The sequence below is a fragment of the Sulfitobacter sp. 1A13368 genome (genome assembly GCF_043557275.1).
GTDB lineage: Bacteria > Pseudomonadota > Alphaproteobacteria > Rhodobacterales > Rhodobacteraceae > Sulfitobacter > Sulfitobacter faviae.
Window position 1 is genome coordinate 677,114 of record NZ_JBIFFR010000001.1, and the last position, 21,598, is coordinate 698,711.

24 protein-coding genes are annotated in these 21,598 nt (G+C 63.0%); 10 read left to right on the forward strand and 14 right to left on the reverse strand.

Going from position 1 to position 21,598, the window contains the following annotated elements:
- The first annotated feature begins 241 nt into the window (after positions 1–241).
- From rpmH to ACGYK4_RS03325, 10 genes are all read left to right on the forward strand, one after another.
- Positions 242–376: a 50S ribosomal protein L34 gene (gene rpmH / locus ACGYK4_RS03280; RefSeq protein WP_007118882.1), complete on the forward strand. Its 135-nt coding sequence runs from the start codon at positions 242–244 to the stop codon at positions 374–376.
- Between the two features lie 26 nt (positions 377–402).
- On the forward strand, positions 403–825 hold the full coding sequence (gene rnpA, locus ACGYK4_RS03285; RefSeq protein ID WP_394455084.1) for a ribonuclease P protein component: 423 nt from the start codon (positions 403–405) through the stop codon (positions 823–825).
- Positions 822–1,043: a membrane protein insertion efficiency factor YidD gene (gene yidD / locus ACGYK4_RS03290; protein ID WP_067267460.1), complete on the forward strand. Its 222-nt coding sequence runs from the start codon at positions 822–824 to the stop codon at positions 1,041–1,043. Before rnpA ends, yidD begins: the two co-directional genes overlap by 4 nt.
- A gap of 66 nt (positions 1,044–1,109) precedes the next feature.
- Complete coding sequence (ttcA, locus tag ACGYK4_RS03295; protein ID WP_067267458.1) at positions 1,110–1,979, forward strand: tRNA 2-thiocytidine(32) synthetase TtcA; 870 nt, start codon at positions 1,110–1,112, stop codon at positions 1,977–1,979.
- Positions 1,980–2,086: 107 nt separating this feature from the next.
- Positions 2,087–3,628 carry a putative bifunctional diguanylate cyclase/phosphodiesterase gene (locus ACGYK4_RS03300; protein WP_394455085.1) on the forward strand — a complete coding sequence of 514 codons (1,542 nt, stop codon included), beginning with the start codon at positions 2,087–2,089 and terminating at the stop codon, positions 3,626–3,628.
- A gap of 304 nt (positions 3,629–3,932) precedes the next feature.
- Positions 3,933–5,804, forward strand: a complete 1,872-nt coding sequence (gene yidC / locus ACGYK4_RS03305; protein WP_394455086.1) for a membrane protein insertase YidC — start codon at positions 3,933–3,935, stop codon at positions 5,802–5,804.
- Positions 5,804–6,541 carry an MOSC domain-containing protein gene (locus ACGYK4_RS03310; RefSeq protein ID WP_394455119.1) on the forward strand — a complete coding sequence of 246 codons (738 nt, stop codon included), beginning with the start codon at positions 5,804–5,806 and terminating at the stop codon, positions 6,539–6,541. Before yidC ends, ACGYK4_RS03310 begins: the two co-directional genes overlap by 1 nt.
- Complete coding sequence (gene yihA, locus ACGYK4_RS03315; protein ID WP_067263087.1) at positions 6,541–7,191, forward strand: ribosome biogenesis GTP-binding protein YihA/YsxC; 651 nt, start codon at positions 6,541–6,543, stop codon at positions 7,189–7,191. Before ACGYK4_RS03310 ends, yihA begins: the two co-directional genes overlap by 1 nt.
- Before the next feature lie 37 nt (positions 7,192–7,228).
- The gene (argB, locus tag ACGYK4_RS03320; protein ID WP_394455088.1) at positions 7,229–8,092 is read left to right on the forward strand and encodes an acetylglutamate kinase; all 864 of its coding nucleotides are present in this window, start codon (positions 7,229–7,231) and stop codon (positions 8,090–8,092) included.
- Positions 8,093–8,158: 66 nt separating this feature from the next.
- A complete protein-coding gene (locus ACGYK4_RS03325; RefSeq protein ID WP_394455089.1) occupies positions 8,159–8,653 on the forward strand; it encodes a SixA phosphatase family protein in 495 nt (164 codons plus the stop codon).
- A 62-nt stretch (positions 8,654–8,715) separates the two neighbouring features.
- Here the strand turns inward: ACGYK4_RS03325 and ACGYK4_RS03330 are convergent, their stop codons facing one another.
- From ACGYK4_RS03330 to rpsM, 14 genes are all read right to left on the reverse strand, one after another.
- On the reverse strand, positions 8,716–9,483 hold the full coding sequence (locus ACGYK4_RS03330) for an amino acid ABC transporter ATP-binding protein (protein WP_067263096.1): 768 nt from the start codon (positions 9,481–9,483) through the stop codon (positions 8,716–8,718).
- Positions 9,484–9,497: 14 nt separating this feature from the next.
- Positions 9,498–10,796 (reverse strand): amino acid ABC transporter permease, encoded by a 1,299-nt coding sequence (locus tag ACGYK4_RS03335; protein WP_271692981.1) that lies wholly within the window; start codon positions 10,794–10,796, stop codon positions 9,498–9,500.
- Positions 10,797–10,799: 3 nt separating this feature from the next.
- Entirely contained in the window at positions 10,800–12,014 is a 1,215-nt protein-coding gene (locus ACGYK4_RS03340) for an amino acid ABC transporter permease (protein ID WP_394455091.1), read from the reverse strand.
- Positions 12,015–12,256: 242 nt separating this feature from the next.
- Positions 12,257–13,273 (reverse strand): amino acid ABC transporter substrate-binding protein, encoded by a 1,017-nt coding sequence (locus ACGYK4_RS03345; RefSeq protein WP_209218372.1) that lies wholly within the window; start codon positions 13,271–13,273, stop codon positions 12,257–12,259.
- 193 nt (positions 13,274–13,466) lie between these two features.
- Positions 13,467–14,180: an ATP12 family chaperone protein gene (locus tag ACGYK4_RS03350; RefSeq protein ID WP_394434148.1), complete on the reverse strand. Its 714-nt coding sequence runs from the start codon at positions 14,178–14,180 to the stop codon at positions 13,467–13,469.
- Positions 14,177–14,860 carry an HAD-IA family hydrolase gene (locus ACGYK4_RS03355; RefSeq protein ID WP_067267245.1) on the reverse strand — a complete coding sequence of 228 codons (684 nt, stop codon included), beginning with the start codon at positions 14,858–14,860 and terminating at the stop codon, positions 14,177–14,179. Before ACGYK4_RS03355 ends, ACGYK4_RS03350 begins: the two co-directional genes overlap by 4 nt.
- On the reverse strand, positions 14,857–15,903 hold the full coding sequence (locus tag ACGYK4_RS03360; protein ID WP_394434152.1) for an RluA family pseudouridine synthase: 1,047 nt from the start codon (positions 15,901–15,903) through the stop codon (positions 14,857–14,859). Before ACGYK4_RS03360 ends, ACGYK4_RS03355 begins: the two co-directional genes overlap by 4 nt.
- Positions 15,900–16,253, reverse strand: coding sequence for a fluoride efflux transporter FluC (locus ACGYK4_RS03365; protein ID WP_394434154.1), 354 nt, complete (start codon positions 16,251–16,253; stop codon positions 15,900–15,902). Before ACGYK4_RS03365 ends, ACGYK4_RS03360 begins: the two co-directional genes overlap by 4 nt.
- Positions 16,254–16,284: 31 nt before the next feature.
- Positions 16,285–17,592: a replication-associated recombination protein A gene (locus ACGYK4_RS03370; protein WP_394434156.1), complete on the reverse strand. Its 1,308-nt coding sequence runs from the start codon at positions 17,590–17,592 to the stop codon at positions 16,285–16,287.
- Position 17,593: 1 nt separating this feature from the next.
- Positions 17,594–18,967, reverse strand: coding sequence for a trypsin-like peptidase domain-containing protein (locus ACGYK4_RS03375; RefSeq protein WP_394455092.1), 1,374 nt, complete (start codon positions 18,965–18,967; stop codon positions 17,594–17,596).
- A gap of 119 nt (positions 18,968–19,086) precedes the next feature.
- Entirely contained in the window at positions 19,087–19,503 is a 417-nt protein-coding gene (rplQ, locus tag ACGYK4_RS03380) for a 50S ribosomal protein L17 (protein WP_394455093.1), read from the reverse strand.
- A gap of 163 nt (positions 19,504–19,666) precedes the next feature.
- Positions 19,667–20,683: a DNA-directed RNA polymerase subunit alpha gene (locus ACGYK4_RS03385; RefSeq protein ID WP_007118862.1), complete on the reverse strand. Its 1,017-nt coding sequence runs from the start codon at positions 20,681–20,683 to the stop codon at positions 19,667–19,669.
- 114 nt (positions 20,684–20,797) lie between these two features.
- The gene (gene rpsK, locus ACGYK4_RS03390) at positions 20,798–21,187 is read right to left on the reverse strand and encodes a 30S ribosomal protein S11 (protein WP_067263152.1); all 390 of its coding nucleotides are present in this window, start codon (positions 21,185–21,187) and stop codon (positions 20,798–20,800) included.
- 15 nt (positions 21,188–21,202) lie between these two features.
- Positions 21,203–21,571: a 30S ribosomal protein S13 gene (gene rpsM, locus ACGYK4_RS03395; RefSeq protein ID WP_067263150.1), complete on the reverse strand. Its 369-nt coding sequence runs from the start codon at positions 21,569–21,571 to the stop codon at positions 21,203–21,205.
- Between the last annotated feature and the right edge of the window lie 27 nt (positions 21,572–21,598).

Consider the following 21,598-nt stretch of genomic DNA (forward strand, 5'->3'; position numbering starts at 1 on the left):
GGCTCCTCACGCGCGCTTGATGGGACTTGTGCGGGAAAGGGCGTTTTTGCAAAGTTACGGGGTGAACTGAAACAATTCCGGCCCCGCAAACCGGCATTTTGTTGCAAAGCGCGGTTTTTCCCTATCAGGGGGTTTGACTTGCGCGTCACGCCGCATTAGAGGACGGGCTTGAATTGACGCTGGCCGCGGTGGAACCTTCAAGTGATTCCGTGCCCAGCCAGCTTTAGATGGAGACGGAGCGATGAAACGCACCTTTCAACCCTCGAACCTCGTGCGCAAGCGGCGCCATGGTTTCCGCGCGCGCATGGCCACCAAAGCCGGCCGTAAGATCATCAACGCACGCCGCGCACAGGGCCGGAAATCGCTGAGCGCATAAGCGCCCTCGATCTTCGGAACCAGAATATGACACCGCCGGAGGCACCCTTGAATGGCACTTGCGCCACGAAGGGGAACCCTGCCCCGGCGGTTTCTCTGCGTCTGGAGACCCTGGCCAAACGGGCGGATTTCCAACGCGCCAGCCGCGCCAAACGCGTGGCCACCCCCGGCTTCATTCTACAAATGCGACCCCGCCGGGAGGATGAGCCCAGCGCGGCGCCCATTCGCGTGGGATTCACCTGTTCCAAGAAGGTCGGCAATGCCGTGGCCCGCAACCGCGCCAAGCGCCGCCTGCGCGAGATCGCGCGGCTCACCCTGCCGCAGGCCGGGCGCGCGGGCATGGACTATGTCTTCGTCGGGCGGCGCGAGGCGACAGCCACCCTGCCCTTCGACCAATTGCTCGCCGATCTGGCCCGCGCGCTGGATATTCTGCACGGGGTCCGAAAATGACACCCCTGGCCGCGCTTCTTGCCCTGCCCGTGCGCGGCTATCGGCTGATCTTCAGCCCATGGGTCGGGCATAATTGCCGCTATCAGCCCACCTGCAGCGCCTATGCGCTGGAAGCCTTGCAAAAACACGGCGGGCTACGGGGCGGATGGCTGGCCGCCCGCCGGATCGCGCGCTGCCACCCTTGGGGGCAAAGCGGGATCGACAACGTTCCCGATTAGCGCCGCGCTTGCGGCAAAGGGGCAAAATGCCCTAGGTGAAGCCAAGCTGATAGTGAGAGACCGACGATGCTGGACGAAACCGACGAGATTCACCCCCTCTTTGCCGGTGCACCGCAAAGCACCGAGTTCAAGAAACTGCGCAAACGCATCGTCCGCATGACCCGCGAGGCGATCGATCAATACGGCATGGTGGAGCCGACCGCCCAAGGTGCGCCCAAGCCGAAATGGCTGGTCTGCCTGTCAGGCGGCAAAGACAGCTATACCCTGCTGGCGGTTCTGCATGAACTGCAATGGCGCGGCCTGCTGCCGGTCGAGCTTTTGGCCTGCAATCTCGATCAGGGGCAGCCAAATTTCCCGGCGACCGTGCTGCCGGAATTCCTTGAAAAGATGGGCGTGCCGCATCGCATCGAATATCAAGACACCTATTCAATCGTGATGGACAAGGTCCCCGCCGGGCGGACCTTCTGCGCGCTCTGCTCCCGCCTGCGCCGGGGCAATCTCTACCGGATCGCACGGGAGGAGGGCTGCTCTGCCGTGGTATTGGGACATCACCGGGATGACATCCTCGAAACCTTTTTCATGAACCTTTTCCACGGCGGGCGACTGGCGACCATGCCGCCCAAATTGGTTAACGAAGAAGGCGATCTTTTTGTCTACCGCCCCCTCGCCCATGTCGCGGAAAGCGATTGCGAGCGTTTTGCCACGGCGATGAACTACCCGATCATTCCCTGCGATCTCTGCGGCTCGCAGGACGGGCTTCAGCGCCAACAGGTAAAGGCGATTCTCGACGGGTGGGAGGCCAACAGCCCCGGTCGTCGGCAAGTCATGTTCCGCGCGCTGATGAACGCCCGCCCCTCGCATCTGCTGGATCCCAAGCTTTTCGACTTCGCCGGGCTCATGCGGAACGTTGAGGGTACGGAGCAAGAACAATTTTAGATAATAATCCGCAAAAAAGCGGGTTCTGTTAACCCACAGCACACCCTAAAGGCGATATCCCTCCCCCGTCAGCGCAGGCATTGCGCGTATTGGGAAGGGATATCGCGATGGCAATTCACCGGCTTTCCGGGCTCACGCAGCTGCGCCAATCGTTCGCCGCTTTGCTCAGCGGTCAGGCTGCTTTGGCCTTCCTCCCCGCGATGACGCTGCTGGCCTTTTGGATCGGCGGCGAAATGGCCCTGATCGCCGCCTCCGCTGCGCTGCCGCTTCTTTTCCTTGCGGGGCAGCGCTTTGGCGGGAATTCTCAGGCACCCCAAGACGCGCTCGGCGGCATCCTACAACGCAGCGCTTTTGAGGAGTTCGCCGAACAAGTTTTTCAAACCGCCCATTCGCGGGGGCGTTTGTCGGCCACATGTTTCATTGCGCTCGAAGGGCTTGACCAAATCATCGAACGCCACGGTCAAACCGCCGCCGACACGCTCGTGCGGCAAAGCGGCGAACGATTGCAGGGCGCCCTGCGCGACGATGATCTCATCGGCAAGATGGGAGAGGCGCGGTTCGCCGTCTGCACCGCCCCGGTCCGACAACTCGATCTTGAGCTTTGCATTCAACTGGCGGGGCGGCTGCAATCCGCCTTGGAAGAACCGTTTTTCGTCGATGGGGTTACGATCTACCTCACGGCCTCCGTCGGCTTTTGCCTTAACACCCGCACCCCGGGCGGGGATGGCGCCGCATGGCTCGCCGCCGCTGCCACCGCCCTGCGCAGCGCGCAGCGGCGCGGCCCATCCTCCATTCGCACCTTTTCCGACCAGATGCGCCGGGAAACCGAAAGCCGCGCCGAACTGCGCGAAGAGGTCGCGCAGGCTTTGGGCAGCGGCCAAATACAACCATGGTTCCAGCCGCAAATCTCAACCGACACAGGCCAGATCACCGGCTTTGAAGCCTTGGCGCGCTGGAACCATCCGGTACAGGGCATGATCCCCCCTTCGGATTTCCTGCCCGCCGTCGAAGAGGCCGGCCTGTTGGAGCGTTTGGCCGAAGTCATGATGTACCACGCCTTCGCCGCCCTCAAAGCTTGGGATGGGTCCGGCACCGTGGTGCCGCAGATCGGGGTGAATTTCGCCGGGGGCGAACTTGCCAACCCCCGGCTCATCGACAAAATCACTTGGCAGTTGGACCGGTTCGACCTGCCCCCCGACCGGCTCGCGATCGAAGTACTGGAAACCGTCGTCGCCTCAACCGCCGACGATGTGATCACCCGCAATATCAACGCCCTGCGCAAGCTCGGATGCCGCATCGATCTTGACGACTTCGGCACGGGCCATGCCTCCATCGCATCCATCCGCCGCTTTTCCGTCAGCCGGATCAAGATCGATCGCTCTTTCGTCATGAAAGCCGACCGCGACCCCGACCAGCAGCGCATGATCAGCGCCATTCTCACCATGGCCGAACGACTGGGCATTGAGACCCTCGCCGAAGGGGTGGAAACGGTGGGGGAGCATGTCTTGCTCGCCCAACTCGGCTGCGACCATGTGCAGGGATTCGGCATCGCCCGCCCCATGCCCTTTGAGCAAACACTCGATTGGATCGCCCGCCACAACGCGAAACTGCAAGACGTGCCGCGCATCATGAATGGGCGTGCCACCTAGCGGGCTCTGCGCTTAGCCCGGGCCCGGGGGCATTAAGCGACGGAGGTCGCGACTGCCGAAGAGGCCCGAGGCAGAGGAGAACACCCCGCGCCCCGAATTACGGTCACACCCTTCGCCCCCTGCCCCGTTCAATGCCGAGGCCACCGCTCCCCCGCAACCGCCCCCGGCGAAACTCCGCAAAACCCATGCCAGATGGACCAAAACCACCCTGCATCCCCCTTCATCCCGCCCGATTCCACTTGACCTTTGGCCCCGCACTCTGTTGAACCCCCGTGATATTCAAAGACATCAGGTGGCGGTCCCCATGGACGAACAGAACAAGAATCTCATCCTTGCCACGGCGCTCAGCTTTGCCGTCATCCTCGTGTGGTTCCTTCTGTTCCCGCCCCCTGAAGCCGACCCAGCATTGGAGCCTGGCAGTGAGGTCAGCCAAACTGTCGAGGGCACTTCGGTTCCCGCCTCCACCGCCGATACCGCTGCCGCACCTGGCACGGAAGATGGCGAAGGCGCCGCCCCCGAAGGCCGCCGCGCGGCACTGGCAGCAGCGCCCCGCGTGGCAATCGCGACCGACAAGGTCAGCGGCTCCATCTCGCTCATGGGCGGTCGGATCGACGATCTGAAACTGAACGATTACCAAACCACGCTCGACGCAGATGCCGAAATCGTGACCCTGCTCTCCCCCGAAGGGTCGAGCGATGCTTACTATGCGCTGCACGGTTGGGCCGCCGGTTCGGGCCTCGCCCCCGATGCCGTCCCGGGTGTCGACACGCTTTGGACCCTGAGCGAGGGCGAAACGCTGGGCGTCGACAGCCCCGTGACCCTCACTTGGGACAATGGCGCCGGGCAGGTCTTTACCCGCACCATCTCGGTCGATGACCAATATATGTTCGACATCACCCAGAGCGTGACCAACAACGGCGAAGGCGCGGTGAACCTCGCCCCCTTCGGTATGATCGCGCAGCACGGGCTGCCCGAAGACCTGAAAAGCTTCTTCATCCTACATGAGGGCGCCGTGGCCATGGCCAATGGTGAACTTGCCGAAGTCGATTGGGACGATATCGCCGAAGCCGATGTGAACAGCACCTGGGGCCGCCCCGCCGTGGTCACCGAAGGCGTCACCGAGGGCTGGGTCGGCTTTACCGATCACTATTGGCAGGCGGTGCTGATCCCCGATGCGGGCGAAACCTTTGAACAGGCGCTCACCTATGATCCGCGCGCGGACACCTACCGCGCCTTCACCCGCCAGCCGACCCGCTCGGTCGCGGCAGGCGAAAGCGTAAGCACCTCCAGCAAGTTCTTCGCCGGTGCCAAGGAGTGGGAAACCCTTCAGGATTACCAATCCTCCGGCGTCGCCAAATTCATCGACAGCATCGACTGGGGCTGGTTCTTCTTCCTGACCAAGCCGATCTTCTGGCTGCTGCATGAGCTGAACAAACTTATCGGCAACATGGGTGTCGCCATCATCGGCCTGACGCTGCTGATCAAGGCGGTCCTCTTCCCGCTGGCGTACAAATCCTACGTCTCCATGGCGCGGATGAAAGAGCTTCAGCCCGAGATGGAAAAGCTGAAGAAAGAAGCGGGCGACGACCGTCAGAAGATGCAACAGGGCATGATGGAGCTCTATAAGAAGAACAAGGTGAACCCTGCGGCGGGCTGCCTGCCGATCCTGCTGCAAATCCCGATCTTCTTCTCGCTCTACAAGGTGATTTTCGTCACGATCGAGCTGCGCCATGCCCCCTTCTTTGGCCCGTTCCAAGACCTCAGCGCGCCCGATCCCACCTCGATCATGAACCTCTGGGGTCTCTTGCCCTATGCCGCGCCCGAGCCGGGTTCGATGCTGGCGCTGATCTTCATCGGCATCCTGCCGCTGCTCTTGGGTATCTCCATGTTCTTGCAGCAAAAGCTGAACCCGGCGCCCACCGATCCGACACAGCAAATGATCTTTGCGTGGATGCCGTGGGTGTTCATGTTCATGCTGGGCGGTTTCGCGAGCGGCTTGGTGGTGTACTGGATCGCCAACAACACGATCACCTTCACCCAGCAATATTTGATCATGCGCAGCCAGGGGTACAAACCTGACCTCTGGGGCAACATCAAAGGCGGCTTCAAACGCACGCCCAAGAGCGCTGCCGCCAATGCGGATGCCAAACCCAAATCGGGCAAGTCGAAAAAGTGATGCAGGTCACCGCGCTCAACCGGCATCCGCTGAAGGCCCATGGCCGCGAGACGGTTGAGCGTGTGACCCTGCGCGCCGGGCAATCCATGCCCTATGACCGGCTTTGGGCCGTGGCCCATGACGCCTCCAAAGCCGCGCCGGGAGACTGGGCGCGGTGTTTAAATTTCACCCGGGGGGCCTCTTCGCCGCAGTTGCAGGCGATCACGGCCAAGCTAGATGAGACCACTGAGATGCTCACCCTGCGCCACCCGACGTGCGGCGAAATCGCCTTCCACCCGGATCGCGAACAGGCTGCCTTCCTCGATTGGGTCCGCCCGCTGGTGGCCGAAGGCCGCGCTGCCCCGGTGGATATCCTCCGTCTCGATGGCCGCGGCTATACCGACAGCGCGGAGCCGACGCTGTCGCTCAACAGCCTCACCTCCCATCGCGCCGTCGAAGAATTGGCGGCTGCCCCGCTGCAAACCGCCCGCTGGCGCGGCAACATCTGGTTTGACGGCGCCGCCCCTTGGGCCGAGTTCGACTGGCTGGGGCGCGATTTGAAAATCGGCGAAGCACGGCTGCATGTGTCCAAACGCATCACCCGCTGCCTTGCCACCACCGTAAACACCGACACCGGCGCACGCGACGTGGACACGCTCGCCGCGCTCGACCAATTGGGTCACCGGGATTTCGGTGTTACCCTGACCGTCACCAAGGGCGGAGAGATCGCCGTGGGCGACGAACTGGAGCTGATCTGATGCAAGTGAACTACACCATCGCCGAAGAGCCGGACGCCCCGAGCGCCGAGAAGGGCCGGATGCTTTTCGCCGGTGAGACGACATTCGTCAAAGGCGTGGTGGCGATGGACGGGCTGCCGCCCCCCGACCGGATGGAGGTCTGCTTTGCTGGGCGCTCCAACGTCGGGAAATCGACGCTGATCAACGCCCTGACCGGGATGAAAGCGCTGGCGCGGGCCTCGAACACGCCGGGCCGCACGCAAGAGATCAACTTTTTCACCGCGGGAGAAGAGCACTACCTCGTCGACCTGCCGGGCTATGGCTATGCCAATGCGCCGCTGCCGGTGGTCGAGAAGTGGCAGCGCCTGCTGAAACAATACCTCTCGGGCCGCCAGACCCTGCGCCGCGCCTTCGTGCTGATCGACGCGCGCCATGGGGTCAAGAAGGTCGATGATGAGATCATGTCCCTGCTCGACAGTTCCGCCGTCACCTTTCAGGTCGTGCTGACCAAGGCGGATAAGGTCAAAGAAGCCGAACGCGCAAAGATCCTCTCGCAGGTGAAAGACGCGCTGAGCAAACACCCCGCCGCCTACCCGGAGATTGTCGTGACATCTTCGGAAAAGGGCTGGGGCATCCCTACGCTGCGTGCCATCATCGCCACGCTGGTATAGCACCTCCCGCCGCTATCGGCTTCCCATGGGTCAACAGATGAGAACGCAAGACATGAACCGCGACTGGATCGCCACCGCCCAAACCCTCAGCCAAGCTCTGCCCTTTTTGCAACGCTACGCCGATGCCACCGTGGTCATCAAACTGGGCGGCCATGCGATGGGCAGCGACGAAGCGATGGACGAATTCGCCCGCGATGTCGCGCTGATGCGGCAGGTGGGGGTGAACCCGGTGATCGTCCATGGCGGCGGCCCGATGATCAACGACATGCTGGCGCGGTTGAATATAAAATCCGAATTCGTGAACGGCAAACGGGTGACCGATGCCGCGACCATGGAAGTGGTTGAGATGGTGCTCTCGGGCCTCGTCAATGCGCGGATCGTGCAGGCGATCTCGGAGCAAGGTGGCCGCGCGGTTGGTGTTTCGGGCAAAGACAGCGGGTTGATCGTTTGCGACCCCGAAGACCCCGCTCTGGGCCTCGTGGGCAACCCGACACAGGTCAACCCGCGCATCCTGCGGGACTTTGCCGACAAGGGCATCATTCCCGTCATCGCGCCGCTCGGTATGGGCCACGGGGGGGAGACCTATAACATCAACGGCGACACCGCCGCTGGCGCCATCGCGGGCGCGCTGGAGGCCGACCGCTTGCTGCTGCTGACGGATGTGGCGGGCGTCAAGGACGGCAACGGTGAGGTTGTGACCGACCTCACAGCGAGCCAAATCAACGAGATGATCGCCGATGGCACCATTGCAGGCGGGATGATTCCCAAGGTCCAGACCGCGCTGAACGCGCTCGAAGGCGGTGTGCGGGCGGCGGTCATCCTCGACGGGCGCGCGCCCAATGCCTGCCTGTTGGAGCTTTTCACCGAACACGGCGCGGGCAGCATCATTCGCAAGGGCTAGCCCCAAAGCGCTTGCCCCCTGCCCCTGCTTCGCGCCTATGATGGGCCGAGCAGTGAAAGGAACGACATGCGCCGCCTGATCCTGATGCGACACGCGAAATCGGACTGGTCCCATGGGACCAGCGATCATGACCGCCCCTTGAACGCCCGCGGGCGCGGGGCGGCCCAAGCCCTTGGCAACTGGCTGCGCACAGAGACGCTGCTGCCTGATGCGGTGCTCTGCTCAACGGCGGCCCGCACCCGCGAAACCTGCGCCCGCTTGGCGCTGCCTGAGGGTTGTCGGGTGGAGTACCTGCGCGAACTCTACCTCGCCGAGCCTGATCAGATCATCACCAGCCTGTGCCAGCGCGGCACGGGCAACACCCTGCTGCTGGTCGCGCATAACCCCGGCATCGCCGCTGCCGCCGCAGGGCTGTTGCAGCAGCCGCCCGAACAGGAAGCCTTTGATCGCTACCCCTCGGGCGCGACGACGGTGTTGGATTTCGCGGTTGAAAGCTGGGCCGATGTGGCCCCCAGCAGCGGCCTGCTGCACGCCTTCACCGTCCCCAAACAACTGGTTTGAAACGCAAACGCCCCGACCAAATGGCCGGGGCGCATGTCTTACCTTGGTCCGATTTGCCCGGTTCAGTGCCCGAGAATCTGGCTCAGGAACAGCTGCGTGCGCGGGCTTTGCGGGTTGTTGAAGAAGGCCTCAGGCTCGTTCTGCTCAACAATCTGGCCTTCGTCCATGAAGATCACGCGGTTCGCCACCTGACGGGCAAAGCCCATCTCATGGGTCACGCAGAGCATGGTCATGCCCTCTTCGGCAAGCTCGATCATCGTGTCGAGCACCTCTTTGATCATCTCGGGGTCGAGCGCAGATGTCGGCTCATCGAACAGCATGACCCGCGGGCGCATGCAGAGCGAACGGGCGATCGCCACACGCTGCTGCTGACCGCCCGAAAGCTGGCCGGGATACTTATTGGCCTGATCGGGGATCTTCACCTTTTCAAGGAAATGCATCGCCGTTTCTTCGGCTTCCTTCTTGGGCGTCTTGCGGACCCAGATCGGCGCCAGCGTGCAGTTCTCAAGGATCGTCAGATGCGGGAAGAGGTTGAAGTGCTGGAAGCACATGCCGACCTCTGAGCGGATCTTGTCGATGTTCTTGAGGTCCGAGCTCAGCAGCGTGCCGTCGACCTCGATGGTGCCCTTCTGATGCTCTTCCAGCGCGTTGATGCAGCGGATCAGCGTCGACTTGCCCGAGCCCGATGGCCCGCAGATCACGATCCGCTCGCCCCGGTGCACGGTCAGGTTGATGTCGCGCAGCACGTGGAAGGCCCCGTACCACTTGTTCATGTTGTCGATGCGGATCGCGACTTCGTCGGATACTTTCATTTGTGCGGTCTCAGCCATGCGAGAACCCTCCCTTAACGATGGTCAGTCGCAAGACGGCGTTCCAGCCACTGCGAGTATTGAGAAATGCCGTAGCAGACGATGAAGAACAGCACGGAAGCAAAGAGGAAAAGCTCCCAGTAAACGCCGTTCCAGTCGGTCGAGGCGAGGATCGGGCCGCGGATCATGCCGATGATGTCGAACAGCGAGATGACCGAGACCAGCGTGGTGTCCTTGAACAGGCCCACCGCGATGTTCACGATGCCCGGGATCGAGATTTTCAGCGCCTGCGGCAGGATGATCAGCCGCATCGCCTGCGGGTAGTCGAGGCCAAGGCTGTCGGCGGCCTCGTACTGCCCCTTCGGCAGCGCGGCGAGGCCACCCCGGATCACCTCGGCGATATAGGCCGAGGAGAACATGGTGATCATGATCACCACGCGGATGAAGAGGTCCACCCCCGAACCCGGCGGGAAGAAATAGGCCAGCATCACGTTCGCCACGAACAAGAGCGTGATCAGCGGCACGCCGCGGACGAATTCGATGAAGACCACGCAGATGCCCTTGACGATCGGCAGGTGAGACTGGCGGCCAAGCGCCAGTGCGATGCCGATGGGCAGCGACAGCGACACGCAGGTGATGCCCAGCATCATGTTAAGCATGAAACCACCAAGGTCACGGCTGGGGATCGCTTGCAGCAGCGGCGATGCGGGGCGCAGCGCCTCGCCAATGAAGCCACCGATATACCAGACGATCACCGCAGCGACGACGCCGCCCGCCAGCGCCATGGCAAAGCTCTTCTGCACCAGACGGCTATAGACGACATAGCCCGCCACGACGCCCAAAAGCGCGAAGATCGGCCCCCAGATCGGCCCGCCCCAGATCAGCCAGAAGGCAAGGAACGGGTAGACGCCGGTGAAAAGCAGCAGCTTGCGCGGCAGGTCGATGAAGAGCACGGGTGCGGCGGCAAGGAACAGCAGCACCAGCGCGAGGGTGGGACGCCAGTATTGGTCGCTGGGATATTTGAAGCCAAAGAGCAGTTGATGCCAGCGCTCGCTCAGCACCGAGAAACAGGCCCCGGTCGCGCCGTCCAAAATCTCACGACATTCCGACAGGCTGCTCGCCGACCAGACGCCGTTCAACAGCCACGGCAGAGAGCCGGAGACCAGAAGATAGAGGAAATAGAGCGCTACAATCGTCAGGATCGCATTCGCCCATGTCGGGAAAAGGTTGTCCTTCACCCATTTCAGCGGGCCGCCGACCTTATCCGGCGGGGCCGCAGGCGGCAGCGAGGTTTCACGCACGAAGGCGATGGATTCAGCATGTGTGTCTGACATGGCTTAACGCTCCTTCAGCTTCGTTGCGTTGTTGTAGACGTTCATCACCATGGAGATGCCCAGCGAGATGACGAGGTAGAAGAGCATCAGAAGAACCACGCATTCGATCGCCCGCCCGGTCTGGTTCAGGGTGATCCCGCCCAGCGTCGCGGTGATGTCGGCATAGCCCACGAGGATCGCCAGCGAGGAGTTCTTGGTGATGTTGAGGTAGTTCGAAATAAGCGGCGGGATGATGACGCGCAGCGCCTGCGGCAGCACCACAAGGTTCATGATCCGGCCCGACCGGAGGCCCAGGGCTGCGGCGGCTTCGGACTGGCCCTTGCTGACCGCCTGAATGCCGGCGCGGACGTTCTCGGCAATGAAGGCACCGGTGTAGATCGACAGGGCGAACCACAGCGCGATCAGCGGCGCGCCGATCTGGATGCCGCCGCGGAAGTTGAAGCCCTTCAGCGCGGGGTAGTCGAGCCCGATCGGCATGCCCATGATGAAGAACATGATGATCGTCGGCAGCAACAGGATCGCGACCGAGGGCCAGAGCATCGGCAGCAGGCGACCGGTGTCATAAAGCAGCTTGGTCGCATAGCGGCGGTAGGCAAAGACGCCGATCACCGAGGCGACAAAGGTCGCCACCACGATCATCGACCCCGGTCCCCAGACAGGCCCCGGGATATAGACGCCGCGGTTGGTAAATGCGAAAGATCCCAGCATCATGCTCGACGTCGGATCGTCGCCCCGGAAGGCCGACGGCGCGGGCATCGCGGCGGTCATGATGGTGTAGATGATCAGGATCCAGATCAGCACCGGGATGTTGCGGAAAATCTCGACGTAGCCCGCCATGAGCTTGCGGACCAGCCAGTTGTTCGACAGGCGCAGAACCCCGGCGATGACGCCAAAGATCGTGGCCGTGACACAGGCAAGGAAGGACACCAGCAGCGTGTTGATGATCCCGACCCAAGCCGCCTGAAGGTTCGACGATTGGCTGGTATAGGGGATCAGCGTCTGGTTGATGTCATAGCCCGCCGGATTGCCGAGGAACTGGAAAGAGATGTTCAAACCGGCGGCGCGCAGGTTCGCGGCAAGGTTCGATCCCAGATACCAGATCGCCGTGACCAGCAGCGCCAGCGCGATCACCTGAAAGGTGATCGACCGATAGCGGGTATCGCTCAACAGCATAGATGGCCGGAACGACGCCTTGGGAGGGTCGGAGAATGTCGTCATGTATGTATCCCTGTGTTCCGGCTTGTTTTTTATCGGTGCATTTGGCGCACCTTGGCCGAATCATTTTTGGTCGTAGATCGATTTATCTCGATCGTGGGTTTTTATTGTCTCGTTGGGGTTTCGTCAGTCGTTTTTTGACCGTTCTTCTTTTCAGTAGGGAGCTTTTGTTGGCCAGAGGCAGGCAGCCCCACCGGCCAGAGGCGCAAGGGGCGCAGGAATTCCCGCGCCCCTCGCTTCGCTATTTAGCGGAAGGGCGGTGCGTAGAGCAGGCCACCATCTGTCCACTGGGCGTTCAGCCCGCGTGCCAGACCGATCGGCGTCTCTTCGCCGATGTTCTTGGCAAAGATCTCACCGTAGTTGCCTTCGGCCATGATGGCGCGCTTGGCCCAGTCGGCGTCGAGGCCGATCATCTCACCCAATGTGCCCTCGGTGCCCAAGAGGCGGGCGACTTCGGGGTTGTTGGTGTTGCCGGTCATCTCTTCGATGTTGGCCGAGGTGATGCCCAGTTCTTCGGCAGCGATCAGCGCGTTCAGCACCCAGCGGGTGATGTCGCCCCAATCGTTGTCGCCGTGGCGGACCAGCGGGCCCAGCGGCTCTTTCGAGATGATTTCGGGCAGCAGCACGTGCTCATCGGGGTTTTCGAAGGTCGCGCGTGTCGCGGCAAGGCCGGAGGCGTCGGTGGTGTAGGTGTCGCAGGCACCGGCAAGGTACTGCTGCTGGCCTTCGGCGTTGGTTTCAACCGGGACGGGCTCGTAGCTGATGTTGTTCTTGCGGAAGAAGTCCGCGAGGTTCAGCTCGGTGGTGGTGCCGGTCTGGATGCAGACGGTCGCGCCGTCGAGATCCTTGGCCGAGGAGACGCCGAGCGCTTTCGGGACCATGAAGCCCTGACCGTCGTAGTAGTTCACGCCGATGAAATCGAATTTCAGGTCGGTGTCGCGGCTGAAGGTCCATGTGGTGTTGCGTGCGAGGAAGTCGATCTCGCCCGAAGCCAGCGCGGTGAAGCGGGTCTTGCCGGTTGTCGGCACGAATTCCACGGCGTTCTTGTCGCCCAGAACGGCGGCAGCAACGGCACGGCACACGGCCACGTCGAAACCTTCCCATTCGCCGTTGGCGTTCGGCGCGGCAAAGCCTGCAAGGCCTGTGGTCACGCCACAGTTCAGCTTGCCACGGGCCTTGACGTCATCAAGCGTGGCGGCACCAGCAGCGCCGGCCGCAAGGCCAGCAACGGTCAGCGCGCCAAAAATTACGGTTTTTTTCATTTTTACCTCTTCCTGATAGTCCGCCACGTTCACTGGCGGTTAATCCGACGCCAGATGACGCCGAAAGCGATCTTGTGCAGGGTTTCCCTTGCTCAATGAAAAGCAGTGTGGGCGGATTCAGGTTTGAAGGTCAAGGGCGCGATGGGCAAAATCAGAGCGGGTTTTCACATCGCGGCGCAAAGCTTTTATCAAGTTAAGCAGCTTTGCAAAGCACTATTATTGCACATGCATGTAAAAACGCCTGCCGCTTGATTTCGGCCTCTTGCTCGGCCACGTCATCGCGGCCCCATTGCTCGGCCTGCCATGTCTCATCCAGCCGCGACAGGGCCCAAATTTCCTCGGGGTCAAAGGCCTGTTCGAGCGCGGCAAAGCCAAGGATCAGCGAGCCGGTGAGGCTCACAAGGTCATGAAAAGCCGCCAGTTCAAAGGGATCAAGCGCCGCCGTCCGCCGGTGCAATTGGGCCAGGGCTTCGGGCGCTTGCGGCTCATGCATGATGCCCTCCCGCGTCTCCAACCGCACGCCAAGGGTTTGCGCCGCCCAATCCAGCATCGGATCCCACTCAGACGCTTGCCGGGCGACCAAACCTTCGGGGCTGTCGGCGCGGTAGCACAGAAGATCGCTGTCGCCATAGGCCGCGAGCATCTCGACGACCTCGGCCTTTTGCACCGCGACCTTGTCGATCGCGGCATTGGCGGTCTTGGTCACCGGCATGGTGCGCGGGTCGATCTGTTTCTCCTGCGCCTGCCATTCGGCGGCCACGGCCTCGGCCATGGCGCGGGTCGGCAGGGTCAGCGGGCGCTTGGCCGGGGTTTTCACCCGGCGGCCGTCCAACTCGACGGTGAAACCGTCTTCGACCGCGACCACGGCGGCGTCTTTCCAAAAGCGTTTGGCTTTCCAGTCACTCATGCGGGAATGCTCCAGATTTGTTCCAGTAGGGCGGGCAGCGCCGCGAAATCCTCGACCAGATGCGCGGCGGCGGCCAGCCGTTCCGGGCCGTGATAGCCCCATTTGACGCCGATCCCGGTCACCCCGGCAGCGGCGGCCATGTCCATGTCGAAAGAGGTGTCGCCGATCATCACCGTGGCCTCAGGCCCCACCCCGGCATCGGCCATCGCCTGATGGATCATCGACGGATGCGGCTTGGAGGGATGGAAATCCGCCACCTGCTGCGTGATGAAAAGACCCTCCAGCCCGTGACCGGCGATCAACTTGTCCAACCCGCGTTTCGACTTTCCCGTGGCGACGCCCAACAGCACCTCCGGCTCTGCGTGAAGACGCCGCAACGTCTCAACCGCGCCGGGGTAAAGCGGCGAAGATTGCGCCACGCCTGCCTCAGCCCGCAGTGTCATATAGGCAGCCTTATAGGCTTCAACCATCGCAAGGTGATCCCCCGCCGGGCGCGTGGGGGCCAGCACCGTCATCGCCACATCCAGCGATAGGCCGACGATCGACAGGATCTCGGCCCGCGTTGGCGCGGGCGCCTCCACAGCCGCAAAGGCCGCCGTCATCGCCGCGACGATATCGCCTTGGCTGTCGACCAGCGTGCCGTCGACGTCAAAGATCACCAAACGGAGCGGTTTGCTCATTGCAGCGACTCGAAAGGGTCTTCTTCGGCGAGATCCTCGGTCCAACCGAAGGTGTCCCAGCTATGCGCCATGTGGTCGGGCAGTTCAGCGGTGATGGTGACCACCTTGCGCGTGTGCGGATGCTCGAAACGCATCATCCGCGCATGCAGATGCAGCTTCTTCGAGATGATCCCGCCCAGTTGCGCGCCCCAGCCATCGCCGAGGTTCTCCTGCCCCGAGCCGCCGTATTTGCCGTCACCGACGATCGGATGCCCGATCTCAGCCATATGCGCTCGCAGCTGGTGGGTGCGGCCCGTGACCGGCTCCATCGCCACCCAAGACGCGCGCGAGCCGACGCGGAAGAGCGTGGCATAAAGCGTATGCGCGCGTTTCGCGCCCGGCGTGTCGTCCATGTCGCGCGGGTGCACGGCGATCATCTTCTCGCCCTCGCCCTTGCGGCCATGGCCGCCGGCCTTGACCAGACCGTATTTGATCTCGCCCAAGTACGGTGTCGGCACGCCCGCGACGATGGCCCAATAGATCTTGCGGGTTTCGCGGTGCCGCATCGCCGCCGTCAGCGATTTGGCCGCCGCGCGGGTCCGCGCCAGCAGCAGCACGCCCGAGGTGTCGCGGTCGAGCCGGTGCACGAGGCGCGGCTTCTCCTCGGCGTCGAAGGTCAGCGCCTCGGACAGAGCATCGACATGCCGATCCGCCTGCCCCGAACCGCCCTGCACCGCCAGACCGGCGGGCTTGTTGAGCGCGATGACATGGTCGTCGCGGTAGATCACGCAGTTGCGGATCATCTTGGCATCCGCCTCGGTGATGCGTGTCCGCTTGGGCGGCGGGGGCGGCGCGGCATCGGGCAGCGGCGGCACGCGCACCTGCTGGCCCGCCTCGAGCCGGGTGTTAGCCTTGACACGGCCCCCATCGACACGGATCTCGCCCTTGCGGCACATCTTCTCGATGAGGCCTTGATTGATCTGCGGAAACATCCGCTTGAACCAGCGGTCGAGCCGCTGGTCGCCATCACCCTCGGCGACGGTCACTGTCTGTACGCGGCTCATGCCAATACCTCTCGGGCCAACCAGAGGCCCAGCAAACAGGCGGCCAGCGACAAGATCACCGAGGCCCCCACATATGAAAATGCAACAGCGGCGCGGCCTGCCTCAAGCAGTCGCAGCGTGTCGAGTGAAAACGCCGAAAAGGTCGTGAAGCCGCCCAGAAGACCAGTCATCAAGAAGGGCAGCAGCAGCGTCTTGTCGGCCAAGGATACCCAAACGACGCCGATCGCCAGCGACCCTGCGACGTTCACCGCCAGCGTGCCCAAAGGGAAGCCGACGGCGAGACCGACAAGGTAGCGCAGACACGCGCCCAAAGCGCCGCCGAGCGCCACCATGATCAGTGTTTTCATCATCGACACCCCATCGCGCTTGCGCGGGCCGGAGTCAAGTTTTCCGCTTTGCCCGCAGCCCGGCAAAGTAGTCCTGCCGCTTTTTCAACTCCCGCTCGAAACCGCGCTCGACCGGCTCATAGAGGTTCGGCCGTTCCATCGTGTCGGGAAAGTAGTTCTGCCCCGAAAACCCGTCTTCGGCATCATGGTCGTAGGCATAGCCGCTGCCGTAGCCTTGCTCCTTCATCAGCTTGGTCGGCGCGTTAAGAATGTGCTTGGGCGGCGGCTCTGACCCGGTGCTACGCGCCAGCCGTCGCGCGCCCTTGTAAGCCTTGTAGACGGCGTTGGATTTCGGCGCGAGGCAGATGTAGGTCAGCGCCTGCGCGATCGCGAGTTCGCCCTCCGGGCTGCCAAGCCGCTCGTAGGTCTCCCAGGCCTGAAGGCAGAAGGCCTGTGCCTGTGGATCTGCCAGACCGACATCTTCAACCGCCATCCGTGTGATCCGCCGCATCAGGTAGCGCGGGTCCTCCCCGCCCTCGAGCATTCGGCCCAGCCAGTAGAGCGCCGCGTCTGGGTCCGATCCACGCATGGATTTATGCAGCGCCGAGATGAGGTTGTAATGCGAATCCCCCGATTTGTCGTATTGCGCGGCACGGCGCATGAGGCGCTTTGACAGCCCCGCCTTGTCGAGCGGGCCGTCGTCCTTCCAGGCGGTCACCTGTTCGATCAGGTTCAGAAGCGCCCGCCCGTCGCCGTCGGCCATCTCCAAAAGCGCCTCGCGCGCCTCGGGTTGCAGCGGCAGGGGTTTGCCCTGCTCGCGTTCCGCCCGCTGCGCCAGACGCTCCAGATCCTCATGCGGCAGGCGTTCCAGCACCAGCACCTGTGCGCGGCTCAGCACGGCGGCGTTTAACTCGAAACTGGGATTCTCGGTGGTGGCGCCGACCAGAAGGATGGTGCCATCCTCCATATGCGGCAGGAAGCCGTCCTGCTGGGCCTTGTTGAAACGGTGAATCTCGTCGACGAAAAGAAGCGTCCCCTGCCCCTGACGGCGGCGCATCTTGGCGGCCTCGAAGACCTTGCGCAGTTCCGGCACGCCCGAGAAGATCGCGCTGATCTGCACGAAATGCAGATCGGTCTCATCCGCCAAAAGCCGCGCGATGGTGGTCTTGCCCACGCCGGGCGGGCCCCAGAAGATCAACGAAGACAACGCGCCGGCTGCCAGCATCACCGTCAGCGGCGCGTCGGGCCCCAGCACTTTTTCCTGCCCGATCACCTCGGCAAGGGATTTCGGCCGCAGCCGGTCGGCAAGAGGGCGGTGGCCGCCCTCTTCCGCTTTTCCCGTCTCTCCGAACAGATCCGCCACGCTACCCCCTGAACCGCAGCGCCATGCGCCGGTCGCCCCGTTGTATCACCATCTGGATGCGGCGCACCTGCCCCGAGAGCAGCGCCGCGAGGGCGGCGGTATCTTCCACCGCCACGCCGTTGACCGAGAGTATCACGTCGCCATCGCTGAGCCCCACGCGCGGGCCGAAGCGTCCGGCGTCGAGCACCACGACGCCCGCGCTTTCCAAGGGCAGGTTCATCTCGGCAATGACCGCCGGGTTGATCCGCGCCGCTTTGAGGCCCGGCAGCAGGCTGCGCGCGCCCAAGGTGACCTCGGCACGGTCCGGCACGTCGGGCGCGGCGATCAGAGCCACGGTCACCTCTTGCAGCCGCCCCTCGCGCATGACACCCACGCGCGCAGAATGGCCCAGCCCCGCCACCGACATGCGGTAGATCATCTCGGCGGGCGTATTCACCGGCTGGTCGTCGACGCTGACGATCACGTCGCCAACCTTCAACCCCGCGCCGTTGAAGGGGCTGGCGGGATGCAGCCCGGAAACGATGATCCCGCCCGGACGGTCCAGCCCCAAGGGCCCCGCCATGTCGGCATCGACTGGCTGGCCTGAAAGCCCCGCCCAGGGGCGCTGGAAAGCGGTCTCCCCGGCGCGGGCCTGTGCGACGAAGGCGGCGACCAGATCGGCGGGAATGGCGAAACCGATGCCGTTGCTGCCGCCCGAGCGGGTCAGGATCGAGGTGTTCACTCCGATGAGCCTTCCGCCCATGTCAATGAGCGCCCCGCCGGAATTGCCCGGGTTGATCGGCGCGTCGGTCTGGATGAAATAGCCCTGACCTCCCCCGCCCGCGGCGCCAGAGCGGGCCAGCCCCGAGACGATCCCGCTCGACACGGTCTGGCCCACGCCGAAGGGGTTGCCGATGGCCAGCGTCAACTCGCCCACCTCTACCGCGTCGCTGTCGCGCAGCTTGAGAAAGGGCAGGTCCTCCGAGCCTTCGAGTTTGAGGATCGCAAGATCGCTGTCGGCATCGCCCAGAAGCACCCGGGCGCTGTACTCGCGCCGGTCGTTCAGCACGACGCGGATGTCGGTGGCGGTGCCGACGACGTGGTAGTTCGACACGACGATCCCGTCAGCAGAGAGGATCACGCCCGAGCCGAGCGAGTTCTGCACCCGGGGCCGCTCGGAGAAAGGATCGCGAAAGAACCTTTCGAAGAAAGGGTCGGCCTGCAGCGGCGTGCGGCGCGCTTCGGTGATGGTGCGGGCGTAGATGTTCACGACCGCCGGCGCGGCCTCTTTGACCAGCGGCACGAAACTCAACTGCATCTGCGCGGCCGAGCTTGGCACCTGCTGCGCCGCCAGGGGGGCGGCGAGCAACATCAGGATCAGCAGGAGGTATCTCATACCCCCAGATATGCGCAGGGTCCCGGCCCGGTGCAACTGCGATTTCTCTGCGCGAGGGCCCGGAAAAGAAAAAGCCCCGCCGAATGGCAGGGCTTTCCGATCCGCGATAGGCGGGGATCTTATTCTGCCGCTTCTTCCTCGGCCAGACGCGCCTTGTCAGCAGCGCCCTTGGCTTCGCGGTCGCGGTCGACGAATTCGATGATCGCCATCGGCGCCATGTCACCATAGCGGAAGCCGGCCTTCAGAACACGGACGTAGCCACCCTGACGGTCCTTGTAGCGCGGGCCCAGCACGTCGAACAGCTTGGCGACATACTGGTCTTCTTTCAGCTTCGACGCGGCCTGACGGCGGGCGTGCAGGTCGCCGCGCTTGGCCAGCGTGATCATCTTTTCGATGATCGGCTTCAGTTCCTTGGCTTTCGGCAAGGTGGTCTTGATCTGCTCATGCTCGATGAGCGAGCCTGCCATGTTCGAGAACAGCGCCTTGCGGTGTTCATGTGTACGGTTCAGGCGGCGGTATCCACGTGCGTGACGCATTGTCTTACTCCAATCGTGATGCCCTCTACGGGCGGTTTTGCTTTGTCTGGCCCGCGATGCGTGTCACGAGCTCTCCTTGGGGCGTGTGCCCGGTCTTCACGGCACCCGATTTCTTTGAAAGAAATCGGCCCCGGAAACTTTGAAAGTTTCCGGGCACCGTATCTTAGAACGAATCCTCGAACTTCTTGGCGAGGTCTTCGATGTTCTCTGGCGGCCAGTCCTCGACGTCCATGCCAAGGTGCAGACCCATGCCCGACAGCACTTCCTTGATCTCGTTCAAGGACTTGCGGCCGAAGTTCGGGGTGCGCAGCATCTCGGCTTCGGTCTTCTGGATCAGGTCGCCGATGTAGACGATGTTGTCGTTCTTCAGGCAGTTCGCCGAACGGACCGAGAGCTCCAGTTCGTCGACCTTCTTCAGCAGCAGCGGGTTGAACTCGAGACCGTCGTCGTCGTCCTGACGGGACGCCGATTCCGGCTCGTCGAAGTTGACGAAGATGCCAAGCTGGTCCTGCAGGATGCGCGCGGCGAAGGCCACGGCGTCGTCCGGCGTGATGGAGCCGTCTGTTTCGACCTTCATGGTCAGCTTGTCATAGTCCAGCACCTGGCCCTCACGGGTGGGCTGCACGTCATAGGAGACCTTCTTGACCGGCGAATAGATCGCGTCGATCGGAATGAGACCGATAGGCGCATCTTCGGGCTTGTTCTTGTCGGCAGAGACATAGCCCTTGCCGGTGTTAACGGTCAGCTCCATGTAGACATCTGCACCATCGTCGAGGTGGCAGATCACATGCTCGCGGTTCAGAATCTCGATACCGGCGGATTCGGAGATGTCACCGGCGGTGACGACGCCCGGGCCCTTGGCGGAGATCGACAGGCGCTTCGGCCCTTCGACTTCCATGCGCAGGCTGACGCCCTTGAGGTTCAGGATGATGTCGGTCACGTCTTCGCGCACACCGGCGACGGAGGAGAACTCGTGCAGCACGTTGTCGATCTGCACGGAGGTGATTGCCGCGCCCTGCAGCGAGGACATCAGCACGCGGCGCAGCGCGTTGCCGAGGGTCAGACCGAAGCCCCGCTCCAGCGGTTCGGCCATGACGGTTGCCTGACGTGCGGGGTCGTTGCCCGGCTTGACGTCAAGCTGTTGCGGCTTGATCAATTCAGCCCAATTCTTGTGGATCATGCGTCCCTCCATCCTTGTTTGTGCCTCATGTCCAAATGACACAAACGCTCGAGGTTTCTGAAAAGCGGTATGGGGCCGCACGCAAGGCGCGACCCCATGTAAAACAATCCCGGCTTAAACGCGGCGGCGTTTGGGCGGGCGGCAGCCGTTGTGGGCCATCGGGGTCACATCACGGATCGAGGTGATGTTGAAACCGGCGGCAGCAAGGGCGCGCAGGGCGCTCTCGCGGCCCGAACCGGGGCCCTGCACTTCGACTTCCAGCGTCTTGACGCCGTGATCCTGTGCCTTGCGGCCCGCGTCTTCGGCGGCCATCTGGGCGGCATAGGGTGTCGACTTGCGCGAACCCTTGAAGCCCATGGTGCCAGCAGACGACCAGGAGATCGCGTTGCCCTGCACGTCCGAGATCAGGATCTTGGTGTTGTTGAAGCTCGAGTTCACATGCGCCACGCCTGCGGCGATGTTCTTGGAGACCTTACGCTTGGTGCGTGTCTTATCGCGTGCCATTGATCGGACCCTCCCTTATTTCTTCTTGCCAGCAATGGCCTTTGCGGGGCCTTTGCGTGTGCGTGCGTTGGTATGGGTGCGCTGGCCGCGAACCGGCAGGTTGCGACGGTGGCGCAGGCCACGGTAGCAGCCGAGGTCCATCAGGCGCTTGATGTTCATCTGCGTGTCACGACGCAGGTCGCCTTCGACGGTGTAGTTGGCGTCGATGTGCTCACGCACGGCCAGAACTTCGGCGTCGGACAGCTCGTTGACCCGGCGGGTCTCGTCGATGCCGACAGCTTCGCAGATGGCCTTGGCGGAGGAGCTGCCAATACCGGTGATATAGGTGAGGGCGATGGGAACCCGCTTTGCAGTCGGGATGTTTACGCCGGCAATACGTGCCACGTTAGCTATTCCTTTTCGTTGCGGGTC

Bases quoted from the DNA above. Each gene is read 5' to 3' on its own strand.
- rpmH (WP_007118882.1), top strand. From the start codon at position 242: ATGAAACGCACCTTTCAACCCTCGAACCTCGTGCGCAAGCGGCGCCAT.
- rnpA (WP_394455084.1), top strand. From the start codon at position 403: ATGACACCGCCGGAGGCACCCTTGAATGGCACTTGCGCCACGAAGGGG.
- yidD (WP_067267460.1), top strand. From the start codon at position 822: ATGACACCCCTGGCCGCGCTTCTTGCCCTGCCCGTGCGCGGCTATCGG.
- ttcA (WP_067267458.1), top strand. From the start codon at position 1,110: ATGCTGGACGAAACCGACGAGATTCACCCCCTCTTTGCCGGTGCACCG.
- ACGYK4_RS03300 (WP_394455085.1), top strand. From the start codon at position 2,087: ATGGCAATTCACCGGCTTTCCGGGCTCACGCAGCTGCGCCAATCGTTC.
- yidC (WP_394455086.1), top strand. From the start codon at position 3,933: ATGGACGAACAGAACAAGAATCTCATCCTTGCCACGGCGCTCAGCTTT.
- ACGYK4_RS03310 (WP_394455119.1), top strand. From the start codon at position 5,804: ATGCAGGTCACCGCGCTCAACCGGCATCCGCTGAAGGCCCATGGCCGC.
- yihA (WP_067263087.1), top strand. From the start codon at position 6,541: ATGCAAGTGAACTACACCATCGCCGAAGAGCCGGACGCCCCGAGCGCC.
- argB (WP_394455088.1), top strand. From the start codon at position 7,229: ATGAGAACGCAAGACATGAACCGCGACTGGATCGCCACCGCCCAAACC.
- ACGYK4_RS03325 (WP_394455089.1), top strand. From the start codon at position 8,159: ATGCGCCGCCTGATCCTGATGCGACACGCGAAATCGGACTGGTCCCAT.
- ACGYK4_RS03330 (WP_067263096.1), bottom strand. From the start codon at position 9,483: ATGGCTGAGACCGCACAAATGAAAGTATCCGACGAAGTCGCGATCCGC.
- ACGYK4_RS03335 (WP_271692981.1), bottom strand. From the start codon at position 10,796: ATGTCAGACACACATGCTGAATCCATCGCCTTCGTGCGTGAAACCTCG.
- ACGYK4_RS03340 (WP_394455091.1), bottom strand. From the start codon at position 12,014: ATGACGACATTCTCCGACCCTCCCAAGGCGTCGTTCCGGCCATCTATG.
- ACGYK4_RS03345 (WP_209218372.1), bottom strand. From the start codon at position 13,273: ATGAAAAAAACCGTAATTTTTGGCGCGCTGACCGTTGCTGGCCTTGCG.
- ACGYK4_RS03350 (WP_394434148.1), bottom strand. From the start codon at position 14,180: ATGAGTGACTGGAAAGCCAAACGCTTTTGGAAAGACGCCGCCGTGGTC.
- ACGYK4_RS03355 (WP_067267245.1), bottom strand. From the start codon at position 14,860: ATGAGCAAACCGCTCCGTTTGGTGATCTTTGACGTCGACGGCACGCTG.
- ACGYK4_RS03360 (WP_394434152.1), bottom strand. From the start codon at position 15,903: ATGAGCCGCGTACAGACAGTGACCGTCGCCGAGGGTGATGGCGACCAG.
- ACGYK4_RS03365 (WP_394434154.1), bottom strand. From the start codon at position 16,253: ATGATGAAAACACTGATCATGGTGGCGCTCGGCGGCGCTTTGGGCGCG.
- ACGYK4_RS03375 (WP_394455092.1), bottom strand. From the start codon at position 18,967: ATGAGATACCTCCTGCTGATCCTGATGTTGCTCGCCGCCCCCCTGGCG.
- rplQ (WP_394455093.1), bottom strand. From the start codon at position 19,503: ATGCGTCACGCACGTGGATACCGCCGCCTGAACCGTACACATGAACAC.
- ACGYK4_RS03385 (WP_007118862.1), bottom strand. From the start codon at position 20,683: ATGATCCACAAGAATTGGGCTGAATTGATCAAGCCGCAACAGCTTGAC.
- rpsK (WP_067263152.1), bottom strand. From the start codon at position 21,187: ATGGCACGCGATAAGACACGCACCAAGCGTAAGGTCTCCAAGAACATC.